General features: G+C 69.6%; 17 protein-coding genes. 3 read left to right on the top strand and 14 right to left on the bottom strand.

Going from position 1 to position 19,173, the window contains the following annotated elements; genetic code table 11:
* Positions 1–15: 15 nt before the first annotated feature.
* From R4I43_RS04115 to R4I43_RS04145, 7 genes are all read right to left on the bottom strand, one after another.
* On the bottom strand, positions 16–1,176 hold the full coding sequence (locus R4I43_RS04115) for an NAD(P)/FAD-dependent oxidoreductase (protein WP_324264151.1): 1,161 nt from the start codon (positions 1,174–1,176) through the stop codon (positions 16–18).
* Positions 1,177–1,249: 73 nt separating this feature from the next.
* A complete protein-coding gene (locus R4I43_RS04120) occupies positions 1,250–2,644 on the bottom strand; it encodes an FAD-dependent oxidoreductase (RefSeq protein WP_324264152.1) in 1,395 nt (464 codons plus the stop codon).
* A complete protein-coding gene (locus tag R4I43_RS04125; protein WP_324264153.1) occupies positions 2,634–2,909 on the bottom strand; it encodes a (2Fe-2S)-binding protein in 276 nt (91 codons plus the stop codon). Before R4I43_RS04125 ends, R4I43_RS04120 begins: the two co-directional genes overlap by 11 nt.
* Complete coding sequence (locus R4I43_RS04130) at positions 2,906–3,697, bottom strand: amino acid ABC transporter ATP-binding protein (RefSeq protein WP_324264154.1); 792 nt, start codon at positions 3,695–3,697, stop codon at positions 2,906–2,908. The genes R4I43_RS04125 and R4I43_RS04130 overlap by 4 nt, the downstream gene beginning before the upstream one ends.
* Positions 3,694–4,422 (bottom strand): amino acid ABC transporter permease, encoded by a 729-nt coding sequence (locus R4I43_RS04135; protein ID WP_324264155.1) that lies wholly within the window; start codon positions 4,420–4,422, stop codon positions 3,694–3,696. Before R4I43_RS04135 ends, R4I43_RS04130 begins: the two co-directional genes overlap by 4 nt.
* A gap of 15 nt (positions 4,423–4,437) precedes the next feature.
* Positions 4,438–5,298: an ABC transporter substrate-binding protein gene (locus R4I43_RS04140; RefSeq protein WP_324264156.1), complete on the bottom strand. Its 861-nt coding sequence runs from the start codon at positions 5,296–5,298 to the stop codon at positions 4,438–4,440.
* A gap of 30 nt (positions 5,299–5,328) precedes the next feature.
* The gene (locus R4I43_RS04145) at positions 5,329–6,264 is read right to left on the bottom strand and encodes a dihydrodipicolinate synthase family protein (protein WP_324264157.1); all 936 of its coding nucleotides are present in this window, start codon (positions 6,262–6,264) and stop codon (positions 5,329–5,331) included.
* A gap of 173 nt (positions 6,265–6,437) precedes the next feature.
* Here R4I43_RS04145 and R4I43_RS04150 point away from each other — a divergent pair, with 173 nt between their 5' ends.
* Positions 6,438–7,448, top strand: coding sequence for a LacI family DNA-binding transcriptional regulator (locus R4I43_RS04150; RefSeq protein ID WP_324264158.1), 1,011 nt, complete (start codon positions 6,438–6,440; stop codon positions 7,446–7,448).
* A gap of 181 nt (positions 7,449–7,629) precedes the next feature.
* Here the strand turns inward: R4I43_RS04150 and R4I43_RS04155 are convergent, their stop codons facing one another.
* The 7 genes from R4I43_RS04155 to R4I43_RS04185 form a co-directional block, all read right to left on the bottom strand.
* Positions 7,630–8,466, bottom strand: a complete 837-nt coding sequence (locus R4I43_RS04155) for an iron-sulfur cluster-binding protein (RefSeq protein ID WP_324264159.1) — start codon at positions 8,464–8,466, stop codon at positions 7,630–7,632.
* Positions 8,463–9,719: a Zn-dependent hydrolase gene (locus R4I43_RS04160; protein WP_324264160.1), complete on the bottom strand. Its 1,257-nt coding sequence runs from the start codon at positions 9,717–9,719 to the stop codon at positions 8,463–8,465. Before R4I43_RS04160 ends, R4I43_RS04155 begins: the two co-directional genes overlap by 4 nt.
* Positions 9,719–10,192 carry a hypothetical protein gene (locus R4I43_RS04165; RefSeq protein WP_324264161.1) on the bottom strand — a complete coding sequence of 158 codons (474 nt, stop codon included), beginning with the start codon at positions 10,190–10,192 and terminating at the stop codon, positions 9,719–9,721. The genes R4I43_RS04160 and R4I43_RS04165 overlap by 1 nt, the downstream gene beginning before the upstream one ends.
* A 46-nt stretch (positions 10,193–10,238) precedes the next feature.
* A complete protein-coding gene (locus R4I43_RS04170) occupies positions 10,239–10,949 on the bottom strand; it encodes an MFS transporter (RefSeq protein WP_324264162.1) in 711 nt (236 codons plus the stop codon).
* A 289-nt stretch (positions 10,950–11,238) separates the two neighbouring features.
* Complete coding sequence (locus tag R4I43_RS04175) at positions 11,239–11,967, bottom strand: sulfite exporter TauE/SafE family protein (RefSeq protein ID WP_324264163.1); 729 nt, start codon at positions 11,965–11,967, stop codon at positions 11,239–11,241.
* Positions 11,964–13,403, bottom strand: coding sequence for an NAD-dependent succinate-semialdehyde dehydrogenase (locus R4I43_RS04180; protein WP_324264164.1), 1,440 nt, complete (start codon positions 13,401–13,403; stop codon positions 11,964–11,966). The genes R4I43_RS04175 and R4I43_RS04180 overlap by 4 nt, the downstream gene beginning before the upstream one ends.
* Positions 13,404–13,531: 128 nt before the next feature.
* On the bottom strand, positions 13,532–14,989 hold the full coding sequence (locus tag R4I43_RS04185) for an MFS transporter (protein WP_324264165.1): 1,458 nt from the start codon (positions 14,987–14,989) through the stop codon (positions 13,532–13,534).
* A gap of 97 nt (positions 14,990–15,086) precedes the next feature.
* Here R4I43_RS04185 and R4I43_RS04190 point away from each other — a divergent pair, with 97 nt between their 5' ends.
* A complete protein-coding gene (locus R4I43_RS04190) occupies positions 15,087–17,429 on the top strand; it encodes a glycoside hydrolase family 31 protein (RefSeq protein ID WP_324264166.1) in 2,343 nt (780 codons plus the stop codon).
* Positions 17,426–19,159 carry an IlvD/Edd family dehydratase gene (locus R4I43_RS04195; RefSeq protein WP_324264167.1) on the top strand — a complete coding sequence of 578 codons (1,734 nt, stop codon included), beginning with the start codon at positions 17,426–17,428 and terminating at the stop codon, positions 19,157–19,159. Before R4I43_RS04190 ends, R4I43_RS04195 begins: the two co-directional genes overlap by 4 nt.
* Positions 19,160–19,173: the final 14 nt, after the last annotated feature.

The following is a 19,173-nucleotide window of genomic DNA, read 5'->3' on the forward strand; positions in this document are numbered from 1 at the left end:
TCGGTGTTGTCGGATTCAGCTCGTGACCGCCGCGTCCGCGCACAAGCGCGCCGGGCCCAGATCATCGATCGGCAGCGGCGGACTCCCGCCCGCCACGAGCCGCGCCAACGCGGAAGCCCACAGCGGGGCGAGGGTGAACGCGTAGGTCCCTCCTGCGACGAAGAACCCGGGAGCCCCGGGAACCTCGCCGATGACCGGCATCTCGTCCGGTGTTGCCGCCAGCGGCCCCGCCCACATCCGCAGCAGTTGCAGATCGGCGAGGAACGGCAGGATCCGGGCCGCCTGCAGCAGGTTTCCGCGCATGCTCGCCAAGCTGGGTGCGCTGCGCCCGGACAGGTCCAGCCGCTCGGCCGGCCACCCGCCTCCGATGAGCAGATGCCCGGCGCTGACCTGCTTGACCGACATGCCTTCGCCGATGTGCTGCACGAGGTGGCGCATGATCGGCCGGACCCTGGTGGTGACGTGCATCTGGATCGCCACGGGGGTCATGTTCAGCCGGGTGCCCCCCAGTTCGGCGACCTGACCGATCCACGGTCCGGCGGCGTTGATCACCGTCGGGGTCGACCAGGTGCCGTCGCTCGTGCTGACCTGCCACGTGCGGCCGGTGCGGGCGATGCGGGTGACCGGTGAGAAGCCGCGGACCACGGCGCCATGTTGGCGGGCAGCGGTGAGGTAGGCCGGAGCCACGAGCAACGGGTTGGCGTACCCGTCGAGCTCGCACCACGTCGCCGCGACCACCCGCTCGGACAGTAGCGGCAGTTCGGACCGCGCCGCTGTGCCGTCGAGGACCTCGGTGCGCAGTCCCAGTTCGGCCTCCATCCGATTCTTCTCGACGAGTTCCCTCGTCTGCTCAGCGGTTTCGGCGACCATGAATCCGCCGTTGCGGCGTACCTCCAGATCCGCGTCGAGCCGGTCTTCCAAGTCGCCCCACAGCTGCGAGGCCGCCAGCTGCAACGGCAGGAACCTCCGGTTGTCGGCCGGGATGGGCTGTCCGGGCCGCCGGGTGTGGATCGCCTGGATGTGCAGGTTCCCCGCGGTCGTCCCGGACCCCTCCCGGTTGGGCGCCCGGCGCTCCAGCACGACGACGCGATGGCCGGCGGCAGCCAGCTCGTGCGCCGCAGCCGCACCGAGGATGCCAGCGCCGATCACGACGACATCAGCGGTCGAAGTCGTCACAACGTCTCCTCGGCTTGCCCGCGGGACACCCGCGCCGGTCGGCTTTCATGATCACGGAAGCGGAAGGGAGCACTCAAGAGACCTCCTCGGCGGACTCGCCCATCGCGACCCGAATCGGCACGGGTTTGATCGGCATCCGGGCGGGGAACGGCTCGGTGGAGCCCGACGCCCCGCAGAGAGCGGCCACCGCCGGGGCGCATTCCCTGCCCTGGCAGGGCCCCATCCCGGCGCGCGTCGCGCCCTTGACGCTGTTGCGGTCGTTCCAGCCGACGGCGTCCGCGGCGCGGATCTGCCCTGCGGTCACGCCCTCGCACCGGCAGATCACCGTGCCGTCGCACAGACCGCTGATCAGCGAATCCGGCACCGGGTAGAGATCAGCGGTGACGGCGCTGAACGCCTCCCCGCGTCGCAAACGCCGCAGCGTCGCCCGTGCGGGCTCCGCTGCGCCGGGCAAGCCCAGGTCAGCCGCGATCGACGCCGCGGTGACCTCCCCGCGCAGCCGCGCCACGTGCACTCCGGCGATGCCGGCGCTCTCGCCCGCGACGTAGACACCCTCGGCCGTGGTGCGCCCCCGGCCATCAGTGCGCGGGAACAGATCGCCCTGCCGCACTTCGCACCGCGCTCCGAGCAAGCGGACCAGTTCGGTGGCGGGCCGGAACCCGTAGGCGACCGCGAGCGCGTCGACGTCGTACTCGCGACCCGCCTCTCGGCCGCCAACAGACTCGATGCGCACCCGCTCCAACGCTCCCGAGCCGTTGGCTTCCACGACCTGCCACCCCTGAAGCAGCGGAACCTTCCGGCGAGCGAGCACCGCGCGGTACGACGCGAACTCCGCGAGTCGCGCGGGATGCGCCAACGCCGCAGCGACGCGCAGGCTCGGTCTGTACGGACGGTTGACCTCCACCACGGCCGCGACCTCGACACCGACGTCGAGCAACGCGCAGCTGACCGGGAGCAGGAACGGACCCGTCCCGGCCACCACGGCCCGTTGCCCGACCGGAATCCGATCGCAGGTCGCCAGGTGCAGCGCGTACCCGGGTGTCACCACGCCCGGCAGTTGCCAGCCACTGAACGGGATGCTGCGCTCGTAGCCGCCAGTGGCGACCAGCACGGCCCGAGCGGACACCGATCTGGGCTCGTCCTCGGGGCCGGCGACCAGCAGCGTTCGCTCGTCCTCGCCGACACCCCAGACCGAGCACTCGGTCCAGCACCGCACTCCGCTGGCCCGCACTGCCGAGATCAGCGAGGTGCCCTCCGGCCGGAAATCGCCATGCTTCGCGAGAACCGAGCCTTGCCGGCGCTTGAAGTACTGTCCGCCGAGCTCCTCGGCCTCATCGAGCAGAATCACGTACGCTCCGAGGCGGGCGAGGTGCAGCGCGGCGGACAGACCGGCCGGGCCACCACCGACCACCGCGACATCGCAGCGCTCGATCGCGCCCGCTGGACGCGGATCGCCGTCAACGCTCATCGTCGTGCTCCCGCCCCGTGCTCACGACCATTCCCGGCCGCACGTGCAATTGGCATGCCCGGCGGAGCCGCCCGTCGACCGACACCTCGCACTCGAAGCAGACACCCATCCCGCAGAAAGGTGCCCGAGGTTCATCCGTGACGAGATTGCGCCGCAGGACCCGAATTCCCGCATCGTGCAGCGCCCCGGCGAGGCTCTGCCCGACGGCTGCGGGAACTTCCACCCCGTCCACGCACACCGCTGTGTCGTCGCGCTCGCCGCTCATAGGATCTTCGCCAGGAAAGCTCGGGCACGCTCGCTGCGCGGATTGGCGAAGAACTCGCTCGGCGCCGCCTCCTCGACGATCACACCCTCGTCCATGAAGACGACGCGGTCGGCGGCGGCACGGGCGAAACCCATCTCATGACTGACGATCACCATCGTCATGCCTTCTTCACGCAGCTTCACGAGAACTTCGAGCACCTCGTTGACCATCTCCGGGTCGAGCGCCGAGGTCGGCTCGTCGAACAGCATGATTTCCGGACGCATCGCCAGGGCCCGTGCGATCGCGACCCGCTGCTGCTGGCCACCCGACAGCTGGCCGGGGTAGTGATCGGTCTTGTCGGCCAACCCGACCAGCGCGAGCAGTTCTCGGGCCTCGTCGCGTGACTCCGCCTTGGCCTGCCCGCGAACGTGCACGGGCCCGGCGGCGACGTTGTCGAGCGCCGTCATGTTCGGGAAGAGGTGGAACTGCTGGAAGACCATGCCCGTTCGGCGGCGCTGGACCGCCAGCTGCTTCTCCGCTGCGCGGCGCCCGTCAGCGCGGGTCCCGAGGGGTTCTCCGCACACCGACACGGTGCCGGAATCGATCGGCTCCAGCATGTTCAGGGTGCGCAGGAACGTGCTCTTCCCGCTGCCCGAAGGCCCCAGGACCAGGACGACCTCCCCGCGGCGCACCTGCAGGCTCACCTCGCGCAGGACGGTCAGCGGGCCGAAGCTCTTGCAGACGTCACGGGCGTCGACGATGCAGTCCGGCTGCGCGGGCGCGGTGGATGCGGTTCCACTCGTGCTCATCGGGTCTCCCTCACCAGTTCGGCGGGTTGCGGCACCTGATGGCTCGGCCGCTTCGCGGTCCCGGTGCTGTGCGATCGGTTGACGAGGGCTTCCAACCGCCCCTGCAGCAACGTCCAGACCGAAGTCATCACCAGGTAGTAGCAGGCTGCGGCGACGAGTCCTTCCAGGACGCGGAAGTTGAGCTGGACGGCGTACTGGGTCAATCGCAACAACTCCTCGACGGCGATGATCGATACGAGGGTGGTCGTCTTGAGCAGGCCGTTGAGGCTGTTGCCCAGCGGCGGGATCATCACTCGAAAAGCCTGCGGGAGAACGACCACCCGCATCACGGTGACCGGCTTCATCCCCAGGGCGCGCGCCGCCTCGAACTGGCCACGGGGGACGGACATGATCCCCGAGCGCACGATCTCCGAGAGGTACGCCGCTTCGTTGAGCGCCAATCCGAGCAGTGCCGCCTGGATGGGGCCGAACTTGATGCCGAGCTGCGGCAAACCGGTGTAGATGATGATCAGCTGCACGAGCAGCGGCGTACCGCGGAACAACCAGATGTAGGAGTTGGCCACGGCCCGAACCGATCGCGAGCGGGCCGAGCGCATCAACGCCAGCACCAAGCCGATGACCAAACCGAGCACCATCGTGACGACCGTCAACCAGATCGTCGTCCACGCGCCTCGCAGCAGGGATTCGCTGCTGAGGAAGGTGAAGAACGCTTCCCAGGACCACATGTCAGCTCCCCGATATCATGGCTGCACCGGCAGTGGCCCGGTGGTGACGGCCAGCTCGCCGTCGAAGCCGGTCACGCCGTACTCGTCGAACAGCGACTTCATCCACCCGTCGGACCGCATGGCGGTCAGTTCCGCGGCGACGGCGTCAGCCACCGGCTTGCGGTCCTTGGCGAAGCCGAGGGCCAGCGGCGCCCTGTTCAGCCCGCGCACCACGGTCTCGAACCGCCCACCCTGCTGGTAGAACGACATCACCGATTCCACGATGGACGCCCCGTCGACCTGGCCCGCCGACAACGCCTGGAAGGCGTCGGCGTTCGTCTGGAACGTCCGCAGCTGGATGGGCGCTTTGCCCTGGGCGGTGAACTGCTCGTTCAACATGTTGAGGGTGTCGAACTCGTAACCGGGTGCCTCGACCGCCAGCGTGCGGCCGGAGAGGTCCTCGCGGCCCTTGATCTGCTTCGGGTTGCCTGCTGCCACCGCCACGCCGACGGCCTGGACCTCGTAGGGCACCAGGTTCATCGTCTCAGCGCGAGGAGGGGTGTAGAACATACCGGTGTTGATCATGTCCCACCGGTGCCCTTGGACCCCGGGGACCTGGGCGTCGAACGGCACGTTGACGACCTCCGTTCGCAGGCACAGCCGTTTGGCCAGCTCGTTGGCGAGGTCGATGCGCATCCCGACGACCTCGTCGCCCTCCACGTACTGCATGGGCGGGAGCGTGGCGTTGGTGGCGTAGGTCAGGGTCCCGGGCTTGACCAGCTGGTCGTCCGGGACCTTGGCGGTGCAGTTGGCGGGAGCGGCGTCGGAGCCAGATCCACAGGCCGTGGCGCCGAGGGTGAGCAGTGCGGCTGACAGGGCAGCGGCGATGAGACGCATGTCCCCTCCTTGATCGAAATCGGGGTGTGGTCAGGTGGTCGAACCGCTGCGGAGCTCGAAGGAGTCGAGAGCCGCGGCCAGCGCGTCCAGGCGAGCGGGGTCGGTGAGGTCCAGCAGCGGCGGGCGCACCGCGCCCCCTGGCTGTCCCAGCAGGTTCATGGCGGCCTTCAGCTGAGCGGTCGGGTGCGCGAACTTGGCGCTGTAGTCGGGATTCACCAGCGCCGCGACCATCGCGCCGTAGCGGCCCGACCACCGCAGAGCCGCCTCGCGGTCACCGCGCCAGACGGCCTCGTAGTAGGGAACGGCGAAGGGCGCCCCGATACCGCCGCCGTCGATGTTGCCGTCGCCTCCGACACCGAGCATGAACGCCATGCCGCGGCGGTGGATGAACCGGCCGAAGGTCCGCACCCGTCCGGCCACGACTTCAGCCGTCGCCATCGCCATGAGCTCGTCGCCGGTGCTGTCCTTGTAGGCCACCACGTTCGGCAGATCGACGAGGCGGTCCGCGGTCGCGGTGTCGATGTCGACCGACACGCCGCGCGGCCAGTTGTAGATCATCCAGGGCAGCGCGACCGCCCCGGTGACCGCTTCGTAGAAGCCGAAGATCTCCTCCGGGGTCAGGTGCGCGTACGGCGGCGGAGTGGCGAGCGCGCCGTCCGCCCCGATCGACCGGGCGTGCTCGGCGAATTCGATGACCTCCGCCGGGGTGTAGGCCGTGCACCCGACCACGACCGGCGTCGACCCACCCAGCACTTCCACGGCCAGTTCGGCAACTCGCCGCCGTTCCGCGGGGTGCTGCGCGAACCACTCGCCGGTCGTGCCGTTCACCAGCACGCCGTGGACGCCCTGCTCGGCGTAAAGCTGGAGGACGTTCCGCATCGCCTGCTCGTCGAGGGCGCCGTCGGCGGTGAACGGAGTGGGAGCAGCGGGCCAATACCCCCGCCAGCTGACTGAAGTTCGATCCACGGTGGCTCCGCCTCTCTTGGAATCGATCCCATGAGACTTTCGCACCCGGTACCGACTAAAGCAATACTCGAAATGCCGGCTCGTGCGACAATCATGTTTCCAACCAGTATCATCACTTTGCCCTGCCGCTCAGGACGTCGATCATGGAAAGTGTGGGAACGATTCCTCGTACAGTGACGTTGCTGGACGTCGCGCAAGAAGCCGGCGTCTCCCGCAGCACCGCCTCCCGCGTGCTGTCCGGAGCCACCTCGATCAGCGCGGACGCCCGCGATCGAGTCGAGGCCGCAGCCGCCAGGCTGGGCTACCGCCCCAACCGGGCCGCGCAGAGCTTGCGCACCCGCCGGACGAGGCTGGTCGGGCTCGTGCTCAACAACCTCGTCAACGCCTCGTTCCACGCGATCGCGGAAGTGCTGCAGCAGCGCCTCGACGATCGCGGCTACCAGGTCATCCTCTGCGTCACCGGGGCCGACGAGGACCGTGAGGCGCGATACCTGGAGATGCTGGCCGAGCACCAGGTCGACGGTGTCGTCGTGATCGGCACCGGCCGGAACGTAGCGCTGCTGGAACGGATCGTCGACGAAGGCATACCTGTGCTCAGCCTCATCCGCTGCGCGCCGGAAGCTCCTGGAGAGGCAGTGCTCGCCGACGACTCCGATGGCGCCTATCTCGCCACCGAGCACCTCCTCGACGCAGGCCATCGGCGCATCGGCTACATCGGCGGACCGCTGGAAGCCAACTCCGGACGAGAACGCTTCCACGGATACGCCGCCGCGCTCACCTCGGCCGGTCTGCAGGTCGTTGACGACCTGGTGGTGCGCGGCCCCTTCCTGGAGTCCTTCGGCGAGAAGGCGCTCGCCGCACTGCTCGACCGCGACGACGCCCCCACGGCGCTTTACGTCGCCAATCACGAAGCGGCCTTCGGCGTGCTGCCCGAACTCCGGGAACGCGGCGTCAGCGTCCCAGACGACGTGTCTTTGATCTGCCACGAGGACGTCAGCTGGTTCCGCTACTGGCAACCGGCCATCACCGTGATCGACAACGGGGCCACCGAACTCGCCGAACTCGCCGCCAACCGCGTCCTCGCCGCCATCGAACGCGGCCCCGGAGGCACGCAATCCGGCCGAGCCATGCGAGTGGGTGCCCGGCTGGTCCAGCGCGCCTCGGTGGCCAGACCGCGCGCCTGACAGGGGACACGATGAGCAAGACTCCTCGCGCCCGACGACGAGCAAACCGACGCCGCGCCGGTCGACGTCCTGTCCTCGCCCTCGGATGTCGCCCGGCGCCTCGATTCGCGAAGGGCCGGGCAGCATGTTTCCCACAACCACGCTGCCGTACCCAGCAGTGCGCCGCATGCATCAACCGCTTCTACGACCTTCGCGCGGGCTCACCGCCGATGCCGAACACCGGACCGTCGCGGCAAACGAGCGGCGCCTCGAGCGTGCCGTCGCCGCCTCCGGCGGCGCAGCCGTGGCAGTAGCCGAGCCCGCAGGCCATGTGTGCCTCGATCGACACCTGCGCGCTAGCGCGCCACCGCGCGGCGAGCTGCACGGCCAACCGGGTCAGCCGCTCGGACCCGCTGGTCAGAATCTGCTGCGGCGGGTCATCGTCGAACACGCGGTGCAGACGCTCGCGCAGAGCGGAGACCGGACTGGTGCCCTCCGCATCGGTCACGAGGAGCAGCTCCGCCCCGCAACCGCGAAGCACGTCCTCGCCGAGCACCGCAGTGGGGTCGCGGCCGCTGAGCACGGCCGACACGCGCACCGGTGTCCCGGCGAGGTCCTGCGCGACGCTCGTCATCGCGCACGTTCCCACACCTCGCCCGATGAGCAGGACGTGTCGCGTCTCGTCGGCGATCGTGAACCCGTGCCCCAACGGTCCGGTCACGACGACGTGCTCGCCCTCGGCGACAGCGGCCAGCGACCTCGTGCCGTCGCCGACGACGCCGTACACGATCTCCACGACTCCGCGCTCGGCATCCCGGGTGTAGATCGCCATCGGCCGCGGCAGCACCGTGCCCGGCCGCGCGTCAGGCGCGACCATCACGAACTGCCCCGCCCGCGCGCGTTGTGCGATCATCGCGGACCGCAGTCGCAGCGACCGGTACCGGTCCGACAGCGCCCGGTTGGCGAGCACCGGCGCGCGCTCGGACACCGGCGTCGGCAGGTCACCGCCGAGGAGGCCCAGCTCTGCGGATGCGATCACGGCAGGCTCTCATCCAGGCGCAGCAGTCCCGCCGTCAGCGCCGTCGCCCCGAGAGCGATGTCGTCGATGTCGGTCCACTCCGCCGGGTCGTGACTGATGCCCGCCTTGCTCGGCACGAAGAGCATGCCCGCCGGCGTCACCCGGTCGACCTGCTGTGCGTCGTGACTGGCGCCGCTGGTCAGCACCCGAGGTTCGACCCCGACCGCTCGGCACGACGCGGCGAGCTCGTCGCGGATGCCCTCCCGCAGTTCCACCGGTGGGGTATCGGCGAGCTGTTCGTGGCCGAACCCGAGCCCGCGCTCCTCGCAGATCCGCTTCGCCTGTCGCACGATCTCGGCGGCGGTGTCGCGCTGTCGTCCCGCGTCCGTGCCCCGAACGTCGACCCACAGAGACGCGCTGCCCGCGATCGTCGTCATCGAACCCGGCGCGAGGTCGAGCTTGCCGACGGTCGTCCTGGTTCCGACGTTGCGTTCGTCCTTGCCCAACGCCTCGATGGAGAGCACGATCTCGGCCGCCGCAGCCATCGCGTCAGCGCGCAGGTGCATCGGCGTACCACCGCTGTGCGTCGCGCGGCCGCTGAGATCCAGACGCAGCCTCGTGCTGCCGGAGATCGAATTCACGACGCCCAGCCGGACCCCCTCGGTCTCGAGAACGCTGCCCTGTTCGATGTGGAGTTCCACGAACGCAGCCCAGTCGGCCGGTTTCCACTGCGCGTCCTCGACAGTCGACGGGTCGAGCCCGACGCCGACCATCGCTTCGGCGAGCGTGACGCCGTCGGCGTCCACCTTCAACGGCAGGTCATCAGAACCGGTGAGTCCCGCCGCGATCCTGCTGCCGGTGCACGCCTGACCAAAGCGCGCACCCTCCTCGGCGGCGAACACGACGAACCGCAGCGGATGCCGGTGTGCGACGTCGTGCTCGACCAGCAGCCGCGCCACCTCCATCGCCGCGCACACCCCGACAATCCCGTCATAGGAGCCCGCGTTGGGGACGCTGTCCAGATGCGACCCGGTGCCGATCGCCGGGAGGCCGACATCGGAGCCCGGCCGTTCCGCGAGCGTGTTTCCTGCCGCATCGACCCACACGCTCAGGCCGAGAGCGGACATGGTCTCGGAGAACAGCGCATGCGCACGACGTTCGAGCGGCGTGTAGGCGAGCCTGGTCACGCCCGGCCCGCTGTCGCTTTCAGAGAGTGCAGCGAACGCGTCGAGCAGGTCGCGCAACCGCCTGCCGTCGGCTCGGAGAGACGTCATCAGCGCAGTTCCCTCGCCTCGTGCGCCGGCACGAGCGCCGCCGTGGAAAGGCCGGTGACAGCGTCGAGCGCCTCGGAGCCGACGACGGCGGCGGCCGCCACGACCTCGCCACCGCTGCCGAGCACGAACTGCCGCAGCTTCGCCAGCCAGCGACCTTCCCACTCGGTCGCGACGAGCGCAGCGCGCTGGCCCTGTGCGATCGGCTCGTCGAGCGTCAGGATTCCCTCCGCTTCGGACGCCCTGCGGACGGTCGCACCGAGCTGCAGCGCGACCGCGTGGGCCAGCACCGCCTCGTCGGGTGTGCTCCAGATGACCAGCGTCTCGGCGTTCGACTCGCGCAGCGCCTCCGCCAAGGCGCGTCCGAGCACCTCGACGTAGCGCGGAGAGCCCCCGGTGTTGACCGTCGGGCCGTAGGTGTCCGTGTCGACGCCGAGCGCACGCAGCGCAGACGTCGGTGTCGTCGTGTTCGGCACGATTCCTCGCTTTCCAGCAGTCAGACGTCGGAAACGGGCAGCGCCGTCACGCGACCGCGCCGTCGAGGCGTTTGCCACCGCGTTCCGGGATGAGCAGCATCGCCACCATGTCGACGATGTAGATCAGCGCGAGGAAGCCCAGCGCCGCGCCGAACCCCTGCCAGCCGGCGACGAGCGCCACGACCAGGGGAGCGAACCCGCCGACACCACGTCCGATTCCGAAGAGGACGTTCTGGGCCGTCGCCCGTGCCACGGTCGGGTAGTTCTCCGCGATGATCGCGCCGTAGCCGCCCAGCATGCCGTTGGCGAACACGCCCATCACGGCACCGCCGATGAGCACGGCCATCGGCGAGGTGAGCTGGCTGTAGGCGAACAGCGAGATGAACGCGCCGGCCTGGAAGATCCAGAACGAGCGGCGGCGCCCGATCCGGTCGGCCAGCTGGCCGAAGATCATGATGCCGGCGATCATGCCGAGCACGGTGACGGCCGTCCAGAGCCCGGAGTTGGTGGTGCTGAGTCCGAGCTGCTGGGTGAGGTACGTCGGCAGCCACGTGAGAATGCCGTAGTAGCCGAAGTTCTGCACCGAGCAGATGCCTTCTGGCAACGACTCGGAACCCAACACTGCACCTGGTCCGGCGCTCACCACGTCGTCGTCGACAACGACGACGAACCCGACCTCGACGCCGTCGTGAGGCTCGTGGACGGCGTCGTCGCGTGAGAACGCCGCGATGGGACGGGCGGCGCAGCGAAAGCCCACCGCTTCAACCGTCGCCATGAAGCACGAGCCGTGCGTGCGCAGACCGCATACCTCCCGGCTGGAGTTCCACCGGCGGCCGACCCTGGCGGAGGCGACGTCGAGCCGCTCGCTCTTCAGCCAGCCGCACAAAGCGACCGTTCCCGGGCTGGGCACTCACACCCAGACCGGGAACGCCTTCCGCTCGCTGGCGGGGCTCCGTCACGTCATGTTGGTCGCTCTCTTTTGATGTGTCCTGTGCGGGTTCCCTTCCGACCTCGCCCTCGGACGAACTGCTCGTCCTCCGCTGCGTTCACAGCATCGTCACGACACCTCGCACCACGGAGGCGGCACCACCGATCAGCGCGACGCCGATGATCAACCGGCGGCCTGTCTTCGCCGCGATCCGCTTGTCCAGCCACTCCCCCGCGATCGCACCGATCACCAGGGCCGCACCGCAGCACACCCACCCGAGCCAGGACACCTCCGGGATCCCCTTCGAAACCAGGGATCCGAAGTTCACCATGAGCAGGTACGCCTGCGCGGTCGGGATGAGAACTCGTCGAGCCCACCGCTCGGAGAGCGCGTACACCGACACCATCGGTCCTCCGACCCCGGCGGTCACGCTCATGAAGCCCGAAACCGCTCCGGCGATGACCGCGCCCGGCACTCCCCGCAGCAGCCTCTGGCGTCCGGCCAGAACCGTGGCGACCACCGCGACGATCACCATCGACCCGATGAGCACGAGCAACGGTCCGGTCGGCGAGACCGCTGCCACGAACGCGCCGAGCGGGATGGCTGCGATCGCGGGCAGCGCCAGCATCAGCACAGAACGCCAATGGGTGTCCCGCCAGGTCCGGGCCAGCACGGTCCCGCACAGCACCATCGACAGCGCGTTCGACAAGCTCACCCCGATGTGCGGGCCCGCAGCGGCGACCATCAGCGGACCCCCCACCAAACCGAAGCCCAGGCCCGTCGTGCGCTGCGTGAGGGCTCCGATCAGCACCGGCAAGGCCAGCAAGACCGCCGTTGCCGCGCTCACAGGGTCAGCGCTGCGTACTGGACCTCGGTGAACTCCTCAAGTCCGATGTCAGCGCCCTCCCTGCCGAGCCCCGACTGCTTGACTCCGCCCATCGGTGCGAAGGCGACGCTGGGCAGCGGCTCGTTGACCCCGAGGATGCCCACGTCCAGCTGCTCGCCGATGTGCCAACCCTTGCCGAGATCACCGGAGTACACATAACCCGCGAGCCCCATCTCGGTGGCGTTGGCGGTGGTCAGCGCCTCCTCGACGGTGGAGAACCGGAACACGCCCGCCACCGGCCCGAACACCTCTTGCGTGGCCAGGCCGACGTCCTGGGGCACTCCCGTGAGCACGCACGGCGCGACGTAGCTACCGGAGTCCGGGAGTCGCTGCTCGCCGCCGTGGACCTGGGCACCCGCTGCGACGGCTTCGTCCACCAAACCGCGGACGGCCGCCGCGCGCTCGTCGTCGATCACGGGGCCGAGGTCGGGGCACGGGTCGGCCACCCCGTTGCCGACCGTCATCGCCTCGATCTTGGCTGCGAACTCGGCCACGAACTCGTCGTGCACGCCGTCCTGGACCAAGAAGCGGTTCGCGGCGATGCAGGACTGGCCGGTGTTGCGGAACCGGGCCAGCATCGCGCCCTCGACCGCGGCCTCCACATCGGCATCGTCGAGGACCAGGAACGGCGCGTTCCCACCGAGTTCCAGCAACGGCCGCACGATCCGGTTCGACGCCTGACGCATGATCAGCCGTCCGACCTCGGTGGATCCGGTGAACGAGACGATGCGCACGGCGCGGTGAGAAAGCAGTGACTCCGTGACTTCCGCAGCGGGCCCGTGCACGAGGTTGACCGCGCCCGGCGGCAGCCCGGCGTCGGTGAGGCACCGGATCATCTCGGTGATTGCGAGGGGAGCTTTCTCCGAAACGCGCGCCACGACCGTGCAGCCCGCGGCGAGCGCGGGTGCGAGCTTGCGGGCCTGGATCGAGCACGGGAAGTTCCACGGCGTCAGACTCGCCACCACTCCGGCCGGTTTGCGGCGCACCAGGTGCCGCCGCACCGCCTTCTCCTCCTGCACCACGGCCCCGTGCGGCCGCCTCGCCTGCTCGGCGAACCAGCGGAAGTACTCCACCGAGAAGGCGATCTCGCCGCGCGCCTCGGGAAGTCGCTTGCCCGCCTCGCGAGCGAGCAGGTCGGCGAGGACATCAGCACGCTCCTCGATGATGTCGGCCCCGGCCGACAGCAGGCGGCACCGCTCCCGAACCCCGGTGCCGGCCCAGCCGGCGAAGGCGGCCGCCGCCGCATCGGCCGCGGCTGTGGCGTCCGCAGCCGCCTGCTCGGCGTCCGTCCAGTCAACCCGGCCGACGAGACTGCCATCGGCCGGGTTGCGGACGTCCAGGGTGGACTCGCGCGAGGTCCACCGGCCGTCGATCAGGACTGTGGGCTGGCTAGGCATTCGTTCTTCTCCTGTGATTCGTGTTCCGGAGGACCTTCACGGCCGGGCGCCCTCCGGTTCGGCCCGAGGCTCGGGGGCAGAGAGTTCGCGGCGATGGGAGCCCCCGCCGCGCGAGGGCTCCCATCGGCTCAGGTCGTTCTCGTCGACGTGTTCGCGCCGACCTCGTCGAAGTCGTGCTCGTCCTCGTCACCGTGTTCTTCGACGTCCTTGCCCACCGGGTCCCAGCGGATGACCATCAGCGCGACGATCGCGACGAGCGGGGCGAGCACGATCGCTCCGATCGTGAAGCGCATGCCCTGCGCCTCGAGCAGGACCGGGAAGGCGAAGGCGCCGATGATGCCGCCGACCCGGGTGATCGCCTGCGTGTACCCGCCGCCGATTCCGCGGATGGCAGTCGGGTAGGACAGCGTTCCCATCGCGGTGCCGACGTAGCCCGCGCCGAAGTTGTGCGCGGCCGAGAACAGCGCGATCAGCACCACCGCGATCGAGGCGGCGAGAACGTTGAACGCGCCGCTGATGACCGCCAGACAGCCCGCGGTGATGGAGAAACCGATCAGGCCGAGTCGTCTCAGGCCCAATCGTTGCGTCCCGGCGACGCAGCCGAGCGCACCGATCGCGCCGACGACGTTGACCATGCCGGAGAGCACCAGCACCAGCACGATGTTGTCCGGGAACAACGAGTTGAAGATCTTCGGCATGTACAGCGAGATCGCGTAGTACTGCGCGGCCTGGCAGACCACCAGGATGCTGACCAGGATGGTGCGCGCCGTGTAGGGCGGCCGGAACAGCGCTAGCAGACTGCCGGCACGGGAGCGCTCCTCCTGCGGCACCGGGACCCGGCGCTCCTCCTGCACGGTGACCTCGAGGTCGTAGTTCTTGCGCAGGATTTCCGCAGCCTTCTCGAGCCCTTCGTACTTCGCCGCCCACATCGGGGATTCGGCGGTGTAGATGAACCGGAGGATCAGCACGATGAGCGCGGGGATGGCACCCAGGCCGATCGACCACCGCCACAGCTGCTCGCCGACACCGATGAAGTGGAACGGGATGATCACGAAGAACGCGACCGCGGCCGCAGCCGTGGACATCACCTGGGCCATCGTGACGTTGCGGCCCTTGTTGGAGATCGCGCTGTACTCGGCGACGAACGCCAACGCCACGGGTACGTCGAGCCCGACGCCGACGCCCATCAGGAATCGCCAGAGGCAGAACAGTTCCGGGGTCGGCGCCGTCGCCGCCAGCACCGTGGCGCCGACCAGCAGGAACAGCGTGATCAGCAACATCTTCGTGCGGCCGACTCGGTCGGTGAGGTAGCCACCGAAGAGCCCGCCGAACATCGCGCCGAGCAGGATGATCATCGAGATGACGGGCAGCGAGTGCAGGCTCAACCCCGAGTTGGTGAGGTTGAACTCCGAGGTGATCTGCACGGTCCCGAGACCGAAACTGCTCAGATCCCAGCCATCCACGAAGATGCTGCCGAGCGCGACGATCTTGACCAAGCCGGGGTTCTTGGGACGGATCCGACCTGTGTCGATCAGGCGCAGGACGTCGTCCGGTTTCCGGAGCACGACGGCGGCGTTGCCTGTCATGGGGTTTCCTTTGCATGGGGGAAGTGGTAAGACCTCTTGCCAGAAGTTAAGCTAACAGGGACACCGCGTCAAGATTGCGGTCACCACGGGAGAAGGGATGTCAGCGTTGACAGAGCGGTACATGTTGCGCGAGGTCGAGGAGGTGAGAACGCATCCCGACACGACCGCCGGCCACGGTGTGACCGCGCGAGTGCGCGCCGTTCTCTGCCAACCGGGAGCCGACGGTTTCGGTTACCTCACCGGCGAAACGCTCACCGAGCAAGGCATCGAGACGACCATGCCGAACCTCCCCGAGCTCGACACCCCTCCCCTGCTCACCAGAGACGTCGCGGTGGACGTCCGCTGGGCCGGACCCGAGGCCGTGCGCATCACGATCGGCGCGGCCGACGCACCGCGTTCGGCACCGGCAGGAACCGAACACGGCATCCTCGTCACACCCGGGTACGCCGAGACCAGCACGACGGTCGAGCAGGACGAGCACACCACCGTCGTGACCGGGGGGCGACTGCGCGTCACGCTCGGCCGGCGCCCCTTCTCGCTGGAAGTCCAAGACACCGCCACCGGCGCCACGCTGATCAGCACCGCCGGGAAGCTCCGCCAAGTCGCCGGACTGCCCATCTCCCCCGCCGCGACCGTGGGTGAGACGACCGCGGTCAACCTCGAACTCGGCCCCGACGAGGAGATCCTCGGCTTCGGCGAGCAGTTCGGCCGCTCGGTCAAGAACGGGCAGCGGCTGCGCCTGCGCGTCGAGGACGCGCTCGGCACCGGGACCGGCATGGCCTACAAACCGGCCCCGGTCTGGTACTCCACGGCGGGCTACCTCGCGCTGGTCAACACCGGTGCCGTCGTCAACGCCGACGTCGGCCACTCCCGCAACGGCGTGTTCGGCGTCGAAGCCGAATGCGGCGAGCTGGACCTCTACCTGATCGCAGGCCCCGACCCCAAGCAGGCGCTGACGACCTACACGCGGCTCACCGGGCGTGGAGCGGTCCCGCCGGTGTGGGCGTTCGGGTACTGGCTCGGCCGCTGCAGGTACCACTCCGCCTCGCAGATGGAGGAGGTCGGCCGCACGCTACGGGAACTGGGCGTCCCGTGCGACATCCTGCACCTGGACCCCGACTGGCTCGTCGTCGACCGGCTCAACTGCGACTTCATCTGGAACACCGACCGCTTCGGTGAACGAGCGGAGTTCATCACCACGTTGCAGCGTCTCGGCCTGCGGCTGTCGGTCTGGGAACTGCCCTACCTCGACCCGGCATCGCCCCGCTACGCCGAGGCCGCCGAGCGCGGCTACCTCGTCACCCACGCCGGCGGGGAGATCGCCACGATCGCAGGCACGCCCGTGCCCGACGGACGGCCCAGGGCGCTGCTGGACTTCACCTCGCCCGAGGCCCGCCGCTGGTGGCAGGACCTGCACGGACCCTTCCTCGACGACGGCGTCGCGGTGTTCAAGACCGATTTCGGCGAGGGCCTGCCCGACGACGTCCAGCTCGCTGACGGAACCGGACCCGAGCACGCCCACAACCTGTACCCGCTGCGCTACAACGGCGCGGTCAGCGAGGCCATCGCCGAGAAGACCGGTCGCGCACCCCTGGTGTGGGGTCGTTCCGGCTGGGCCGGGTCGCACCGCTACCCCGCGCAGTGGGGTGGAGACGCGGAGTCCACGGTGTCGGGCATGCGCACGACGCTGCGCGGCGGCCTGTCGCACGCCATGAGCATGCCCGGCTTGTGGGGTCACGACATCGGCGGTTTCTTCGGCCCCGAACTCACGCCTGAGCTCTACGTGCGCTGGACGCAGTTCGGCGCGCTCTCGCCGCTCATGCGCGCCCACGGACTCCGCCCGCGCGAGCCGTGGGAGTTCGGCGAGCACGCCTTGGACATCACGCGCGAGTGGATCCGACTGCGCTACTCGCTGTTGCCCTACCTGTGGCAGGCCGCGCACGAGTCGGCAGAGCACGGCTGGCCGATGCTGCGCCCGCTGGCGCTGGAGTTCCCCGACGACGACCTCGCCACGGGGCGCGACGACGCGTTCCTGCTCGGCTCGGACCTGCTCGTCGTTCCGGTCTTCGACGACGGCGGCGAGCCGGTGCGGCGTCGCTTCTACGTCCCCCGCGGCGGGTGGACCGACCTCGTCACCGGCGATCGGTACGAAGGCCCGGCGCTGCACGAGGAATTCATTACGCTGGAACGCATTCCCGTTCTGGTGCGCGACGGAGCGCTGCTGCCGAGGTTGGCGGTGGACGAGCACGTCCGCAACACCGACGACCTGCTCGATGCCCCGTGGGAAATGCACGCCTACGGCGACGTGACCGCCCCCGCCAGGTTGCTCGACTTCCACTCCCGCCCGTTCACGGTCGAGGTGAACGGCGACCAACTCGCCACCAGCTCGTCGACGCAGTTGAGCCTGGTCCGCCACACCCCGCAGGAGGCACGGTCATGACACCGCCCGAACCCGCACGACGCAGCACCTCCTGGTTCGGCGCCGAAGGCAAGATGGGCTTCGTCCACAGGTCCAAGCTGTACAACTCGGGTCGTTCACCGGAGATGTTCGACGGCAGGCCCGTCATCGGGATCTGCAACAGCTGGTCGGAGCTCACGCCCTGCAACCGGCACCTGCGCGACGTGGCCGAGGCGGTCAAGCGCGGCGTGCTGCTGGCCGGTGGATTCCCGCTGGAGTTCCCGACGATGTCGCTGGGCGAGACGCTGATGCGCCCATCGGCGATGCTCTACCGCAACCTGATGGCGATGGAGGTCGAGGAGAACCTCCGCTCCTACCCGCTCGACGGCGTGGTGCTGCTCGCCGGCTGCGACAAGACCGTTCCCGCTCAGCTCATGGGTGCTCTCAGCGCCGACCTGCCGACGATCATGCTCACCGGCGGGCCGATGCTCAACGGCAAGTTCCGGGGCGCCGACGCCGGTTCCGGCACGCACGTGTGGCAGTTCGCCGAGGAGGTCCGGGCCGGCCGGATGAGCCGCGCCGAGTTCGGCCAGGCCGAGGCGTGCCTGTCCCGCAGCGCGGGGCACTGCACGACCATGGGCACGGCCTCCACGATGGCCTGCCTGGTGGAGGTCATGGGCCTGTCGTTGCCGGGCAGTGCGGCAGTGCCCGCCGTGGACGCGGGCCGCTCCGCCCTCGCCGAGGAATCGGGAAAGCGGATCGTGTCCCTGGTGGAGGAGGACCTGCGGCCCTCGACCGTCCTGGACCGGCGGTCGTTCGAGAACGCGGCACGGCTCAACGCCGCGATCGGCGGGTCCACCAACGCCATCGTGCACCTGAGCGCGCTGGCCGGGCGCGCCGAGGTCGACTTCCCGCTGGAGGAGTTCGACCGGCAGGCACGCGACATCCCGCTGCTGGTCGACCTGCTGCCCTCCGGCCGGTTCCTCATGGAGGAGTTCAGCTACGCGGGCGGCGTGCCCGCAGTGGTGACCGAGCTGGGCGACCAGCTCCACGGCGACGCGCGCACGATCACCGGCCAGAGCCTCGCCGAGAACTGCACCGGTGCTCAGAACTGGAACACGGAAGTGATCCGCACGCGGGCCCAACCGGTGCAGCCCGCGGGATCGGCCACGGCGGTGCTCACCGGCAACCTCGCCCCGAACGGCGCGGTGATCAAGCTGTCGGCGGCCTCTCCGGAACTGATCGACCACACCGGTACCGCGCTCGTCTTCGACACCGTCGAGGAGTACTACGCGTGCTGCGACGACCCGGATCTGCCGGTGGACGCCGACACCGTGCTCGTCGTGCGCGGCGCCGGGCCGCGCGGTTACCCGGGCATGCCCGAGATCGGCAACCTGTCGATCCCCAAGAAGCTCCTGGACGCAGGCGTTCGGGACCTGGTGCGGATCACCGACGGCCGGATGAGCGGCACCTCCTACGGCACGATCGTGCTGCACGTCGCGCCCGAGTCCGCCGCGGGCGGCCCGCTGGCGCTGCTGCGCACCGGCGACCGCGTGCACCTGGACGTGGCCGCGCGCAGGCTCGACATGCTCGTCGACGACGCCGAGCTGGCCCGGCGCGCGGCCGAATCCACCACCCAGGAGCAGCCCGCCGGGCAGGAAGGCGGCTGGAGCGGGTTGTACCGGCAGCACGTCGGCCAGGCCGACACCGGGGCCGACCTGGACTTCCTGCGCGGACGGCGCGGGCACGCGATCCCCCGGCGGCACCTGTGACAGCGACGGCAGCG

Source organism: Saccharopolyspora mangrovi, from assembly GCF_035320975.1.
GTDB lineage: Bacteria > Actinomycetota > Actinomycetes > Mycobacteriales > Pseudonocardiaceae > Saccharopolyspora > Saccharopolyspora mangrovi.